The sequence below is a fragment of the Methylovulum psychrotolerans genome (assembly GCF_002923755.1).
GTDB lineage: Bacteria > Pseudomonadota > Gammaproteobacteria > Methylococcales > Methylomonadaceae > Methylovulum > Methylovulum psychrotolerans.
Genome location: NZ_PGFZ01000038.1, coordinates 1 through 5,582, shown reverse-complemented (window position 1 = coordinate 5,582; position 5,582 = coordinate 1). Strand labels below are relative to the sequence as shown.

Sequence of the window (5,582 nt, the reverse complement as noted above, 5' to 3'; positions counted from 1 at the left end):
GCATACGCAACAATACACATAAATGATGAAATCTTCGACGGGCATGACGGCTTCTCCGGTAAGGTAGTTCGATTAACCTGAACCTAAGACAAGAATGTCACCCTTAAAATTTCACGCCCTAAAAAGTTGAACATCGCGTAATGTTAGAACATTACTTAAACGACGTAAGAAATGATGGTTACGTTGAAATGGAGATTTTTGTTAAATTAAAAAAATTGTAATCTATTTGGTAGTTCTACAATAAGCAAAATGGCCAGGCAGAATGACTTGTCTGACCATTCTCCTATATTAAACAAGCTATTGATTTTTAATATAAAAATAAAAATTAGTAAAAAACCACGGTCTTCCCTATCGCAACATCCCCACCGGATAGCTATAACTATCCAGCACCTGCACATAATTCGCCCGCTCGTAAGCACTGGGGTCTATGGCGTGTTGTTGGCTGACGCTGCCTTTTAGTTGGCTGACGGATTCATACTCATGTTCGGTCAGCCACGCGGCCAATTCCCCTAATAATTCGCGCAGTTTATCCGCACCGTGGGTCAGTAAGACACTGCAAAGTTGTACGGCATCCGCTCCGGCCAGCAGGGCTTTGATAATATCAGGGGCGGTATGGAAGCCGCCTGTGACGGCCAGCGACAATTTCACCCGCGCGTACATTAACGCCGTCCAGCGAATACGCAATAAGGCTTCGGCAGGCGTGGACAGTTCCAGTTTCGGCACAACTTGCAAGGTCTCCAAATCAATATCGGGCTGGTAAAAGCGGTTGAACAAGACCAGCCCATCGGCTCCGGCCTGTTCCAATCGTTTGGCGAAATGGAGCGGTGAGCTAAATTGTGCGGACAGTTTTAAGGCAATCGGCAAGCGGATATGTTTTTTCAGTTCTTGGACAATATCCAGATAACGGTTTTCTACAGTTTGGCTGTCTTCAAGGATGTTAGCCGCCAGATGGTAAATGTTCAATTCCAACGCGTCGGCCCCCGCTTCTTGCATGTCCCGCGCGTAATCCAACCAACCGCTGACGGATGTGCCGTTGAGGCTGGCGATAACCGGAATCCCTAAGTGGGTCTTCAGCTTTTGCAGATGCTCCAGATAATGTTGCTGGTAGGTTTGCACGTTGGCGGGAACGGGGTGGAAGGAGTCGGCTTCACCGTGGCCTAGTGCTTGCTGGAAAAAAAAGCGGGCGAAATGGCGGGTTTCGGCGGTGATTTTCTCTTCAAACAGCGAATACATGACAATGGCTGAGGCACCGGCATCCTCAAGCCGCCGCGCACTGTCCAAGTCCTTGCTCAGGGGCGAGGCGGACGGGATGAGCGGATTCGCCAGGTGCAGGCCTAGGTAACGGGTGCTTAAGTCAACGCTGGGTAAGTCAATCATGGCTGGCCTCGGTTTTTAATTGGGCTTTGACTGCCGAAACGGAGGTATTTTCATCCAAAACCAGTTCGGACAGTTGTTTATAATAATGGTAGCGGTGTCTCACATCTTGTTGCGCCTGTTGCAAAAACGCTTCCGCCGCCTCAGGCTGGCTTTGCCATAACATGCTGAAACGGGTTTCGCTCATGACAAAATCGCGGTAAGGGATAGAGGGTTCAGCAGAGTCCAAGTGCATGGGGTTTTTGCCGTGCTTAATTTTGTTAGGGTCGAAGCGGAATAATGGCCAATGCCCACTTTTGATGGCCAAATTCTGTTGGCGGTGGTTGTTGGACAAATCGACACCGTGAGCGATACAAGGCGCGTAAGCGATAATGATCGACGGCCCGTCATGTGCTTCGGCTTCCAAGAACGCATTCAGGGTTTGGGTATCTTTGCCCGCGTAAGCGACATGGGCGACATAGACGTTGGGGTAGTCCATCGCCAATAAGGCCAAGTCTTTTTTCGCGGTCGCCTTGCCGCCTGCCGAGAATTTGGCGACCGCGCCTAAGGGCGTGGATTTGGAGGTTTGCCCGCCGGTGTTGGAATAGACTTCGGTGTCCAGCACCAAAATATTGACGTTGCGGCCACTGGCGAGGACATGGTCGACCCCGCCAAAACCAATATCATAAGCCCAGCCGTCACCACCGATAATCCAGACGCTTTTTTTACACAAATGGTCGGCGAGTTCCAGTAAGGCGATGGCTTTGCTGTGGCTGAGTTTGGCGAGATGGTGTTTTAAATCGGCGACCCGTTCGCGTTGTTCGTAAATTTCCGCTTCATCGGCTTGGTCGGCCATTAGGATGGCATCGGCTACTTCAGCCCCTAGCAGGGGACGTAAGTCCGCCAACAGTTCTTGGGCGTGGTCGCGCTGTTTATCAAGAGCAATGCGTATACCTAAGCCAAACTCGGCATTGTCTTCAAACAGCGAATTATTCCAAGCGGGGCCGCGGCCTTCGGCATTTTTAGTCCAAGGGGTTGTCGGTAAGTTACCGCCGTAGATCGACGAGCAACCCGTGGCGTTGGCAATCACCATACGGTCGCCGAACAGTTGCGAGGCCAGTTTTAAATACGGGGTTTCGCCGCAACCGACACAAGCGCCGGAAAATTCAAACAAGGGCTGCATGACCATCGCGCCTTTGATGGTGTTGGTTTTTAACAGGCGGCGGTCATATTCCGGCAGGCTTAAAAAGAACGCCCAATTGTCGCGCTCGCTTTCCACTAAAGGGGCTTGCGGCTGCATGTTCAAGGCCTTGCGGCTGGCATTAGATTTGTCGCGTATCGGGCAAATGTCGACACACAAGGTACAGCCTGTGCAATCTTCCGGCGCTACTTGGTAGCTCATCGTCAAACCTTCGGGAAAATCTTTGCCTAGCATCGGCGCGTGTTTAAAACTGGCGGGGGCGTTTGCCAATGCTTCTGTCGCATAGATTTTACTGCGGATTACGCCATGTGGGCAGACCATCACGCATTTGCCGCATTGGGTGCATAGATCGGTCTCCCAAACCGGGATTGCCATCGCCAGATTGCGTTTTTCATACGCGGCAGTGCCGGTCGGAAATGTGCCGTCGCAGGGCATAGCGCTGACGGGTAGCAAATCGCCATGCCCAGCAATAATTTCGCCTGTCACCTGTTTGACAAAATCTGGGGCCGAAGCCGGGATGCGGGACGGGATAATCCAACCCGTATCATTGGCGGGTAGGGCGGCGTAGTTGACCGGGTGCAAATTGGCTAAGGTGTCATCAATGGCCTGAAAATTCAGTTCGACAATGCGCTGGCCTTTTTTGCGGTAGGTTTTTTCGACGGCGTGCTTGATCGCGGCAATCGCCTGATCTTGGGGCAGCACGCCGGAAATGGCGAAAAAGCAGGTTTGCATGATGGTATTGATGTGCTTGCCCATGCCGCACAGCTCGGCGACTTTATAGCCGTCGATGACATAAAAGCGCAGGTTTTTCGCCCGCATTTGCTGCTGCATTTGCGCGGGTAGCGAAGCCCAGACCTGTTCGGGCGTTTGTGGCGAGTTGAGTAAAAACACCGCATTAGCGGCGGCGTTTTTCAGCATATCGTAGCGTTCTAAGAAAATCGTTTGATGGCAACCGATAAACTGGGCATCGTTATCGGCAATCAGATAGGTCGAGCGTATCGGCTGTTTGCCAAAACGCAGATGCGAGACGGTAATGGCGCCGGATTTTTTCGAATCATAGACAAAATACCCTTGCGCGTATAGGTCGGTCGCTTCACCAATGATTTTTATGGTATTTTTATTGGCGCTCACCGTGCCGTCACTGCCTAGGCCATAAAACATCGCCTGGAAAGTCTCGGCCTGGGCATCGGTGCGGAACGCCGCGTCCCACGCTAGGCTGGTATGGGTAACGTCATCATAGATGCCGATGGTGAAGGGGTTTTTCGGTTGCGGTTGTGCCAGTTCGGCAAAAATCGCCCGAATCATGCCGGGGGTGAATTCCTTTGAGGACAGCCCATACCGTCCGCCGATAATGGTCGGAAAACCTGAAAATTTGCGGTGATTTTGGGCAATCGCCGTCACCACGTCTTTATATAGCGGCTCGCCATCTGCACCCGGCTCTTTTGTGCGGTCGAGTACGGCAATTTTGTTGCAAGTGGCGGGCAAGGCGGCAATCAGAGCCTCGGCAGAAAAAGGCCGGTACAGACGCACTTTCAGCAAGCCGACGGTCTCACTGTGGTTATTTAAGTAGTCCACCGTTTCCGCCACCGCTTCCGCCGCTGACCCCATGATGATAATGACCCGTTCGGCCTGTTCTGAGCCAAAATAATCAAATAATTGGTAGTGACGGCCTGTCAGTCCGGCGTAGCGGTCCATTGCCTGTTGGACAAGGCCGGGCATGGCTTGATAATAGCTATTAACGGTTTCACGGGCCTGAAAATAGACATCGGGATTTTGCGCCGTGCCGCGCAACACCGGACGGTCAGGCGTTAGGCCGCGTTGGCGGTGGGCGTGTAGCCATACCTCGTTAATCATGGCGTGTAGCACCGTATCATCGGGCAATTGAATCTTGGCGATTTCGTGCGACGTGCGGAAGCCGTCAAAAAAGTGCATCAGCGGAATTCGCCCCGCCAACGCGGCGGCATGGGCGATTAAGGCAAAATCTAACACTTCTTGCGGCGAGTTGGCGCAAAGCATCCCGAAACCGGTCATCCGTGCCGCCATCACGTCGCTGTGATCGCCAAAGATCGACAAGCCCTGACAGGCTAAGGAGCGGGCGGCGATATGGAAGACCGTGGCTGTCAGCTCGCCAGCAATTTTGTACATATTCGGCAACATCAGCAACAAGCCTTGCGAAGCAGTGAAGGTGGTCGCCAACGCCCCCGCCTGTAAAGCCCCGTGTATCGCCCCGGCGGCTCCGGCCTCGCTTTGCATTTCGATGACCTGCGGCACCGTCCCCCATAAATTCACTTGTCCCTGTGCCGACCATTCGTCCGCCCATTCGCCCATCGGCGAGGCGGGGGTGATCGGGTAAATGGCAATCACTTCATTGAGCTTATGGGCGATAATCGCGGCGGCCTGGTTGCCGTCAATAGTAAGCGTTTGCTGATGTGGCATAAGGCACCTCTTAAGATGAGCGCTGGTTAACGCATTAACAGATTATAATAATCTTAATCCTAATGAGGTATTTGTCGAGCAGAATTTATGTTTATCACGCGATGTTCGACTTTTTAGGAGAATTTTAAGGGGGCCATTCTGGTCTTAGGTTCAGGTCAACAAACTACCTTACCGGAGAAGCCGTCATGCCCGTCGAAGATTTCATCATTTATGTGTATTGTTGCGTATGCGATTGCTATGAAAAAGTGGCCCCCAACCCGCTGAGGAAGCGGGGCTTCCCGACCAAACCGAGTGACTGCGAAGCCATTACGATGGAGATTGTCGGCGAATTTATGGGCAAAGACCAAGACAAAGGGATTCCTGATTAGCAAGATGCTTCAGCCGAGCGGATCCAAACCTCTGGGCGAGGCCCAACGGCGATGGCGGCAACAAGCAGGCGCATGGGAAGCTTATCGAGCTGGAACATGCGGTTGAAGCGATAGGCGAACGCCCCCAGATAACGCGAGGCATATTTTGCGAACCCAAACGCATGGTAAGCACCACCAAGGCTGGTCTTAAGGTTGCCCAGTATGGTATTGAGCCATAGGAATTC

Annotated in this window: 4 protein-coding genes; 1 reads left to right on the top strand and 3 read right to left on the bottom strand. The window is 52.4% G+C overall.

Annotated features, from left to right (window positions below):
- Window positions 1–348: 348 nt before the first annotated feature.
- Window positions 349–1,377, bottom strand: a complete 1,029-nt coding sequence (locus tag AADEFJLK_RS23110) for a dihydroorotate dehydrogenase-like protein (protein WP_103975966.1) — start codon at window positions 1,375–1,377, stop codon at window positions 349–351.
- A complete protein-coding gene (gene nifJ / locus AADEFJLK_RS23105) occupies window positions 1,370–4,990 on the bottom strand; it encodes a pyruvate:ferredoxin (flavodoxin) oxidoreductase (RefSeq protein ID WP_103975965.1) in 3,621 nt (1,206 codons plus the stop codon). Before nifJ ends, AADEFJLK_RS23110 begins: the two co-directional genes overlap by 8 nt.
- A 185-nt stretch (window positions 4,991–5,175) precedes the next feature.
- Between nifJ and AADEFJLK_RS23100 the strand changes: the two genes are divergently transcribed.
- Window positions 5,176–5,358, top strand: coding sequence for a hypothetical protein (locus AADEFJLK_RS23100; RefSeq protein WP_103975964.1), 183 nt, complete (start codon window positions 5,176–5,178; stop codon window positions 5,356–5,358).
- Here AADEFJLK_RS23100 and AADEFJLK_RS23095 read toward each other — a convergent pair.
- Window positions 5,355–5,582, bottom strand: a 228-nt coding sequence (locus tag AADEFJLK_RS23095) for a transposase (protein ID WP_146054728.1), incomplete at its 5' end; no start/stop codon positions are given. The two genes, AADEFJLK_RS23100 and AADEFJLK_RS23095, sit on opposite strands and share 4 nt — an antisense overlap.

Coding starts and splice junctions, on each gene's coding strand:
- AADEFJLK_RS23110 (WP_103975966.1), bottom strand. CDS start 1,377: ATGATTGACTTACCCAGCGTTGACTTAAGCACCCGTTACCTAGGCCTG.
- nifJ (WP_103975965.1), bottom strand. CDS start 4,990: ATGCCACATCAGCAAACGCTTACTATTGACGGCAACCAGGCCGCCGCG.
- AADEFJLK_RS23100 (WP_103975964.1), top strand. CDS start 5,176: ATGCCCGTCGAAGATTTCATCATTTATGTGTATTGTTGCGTATGCGAT.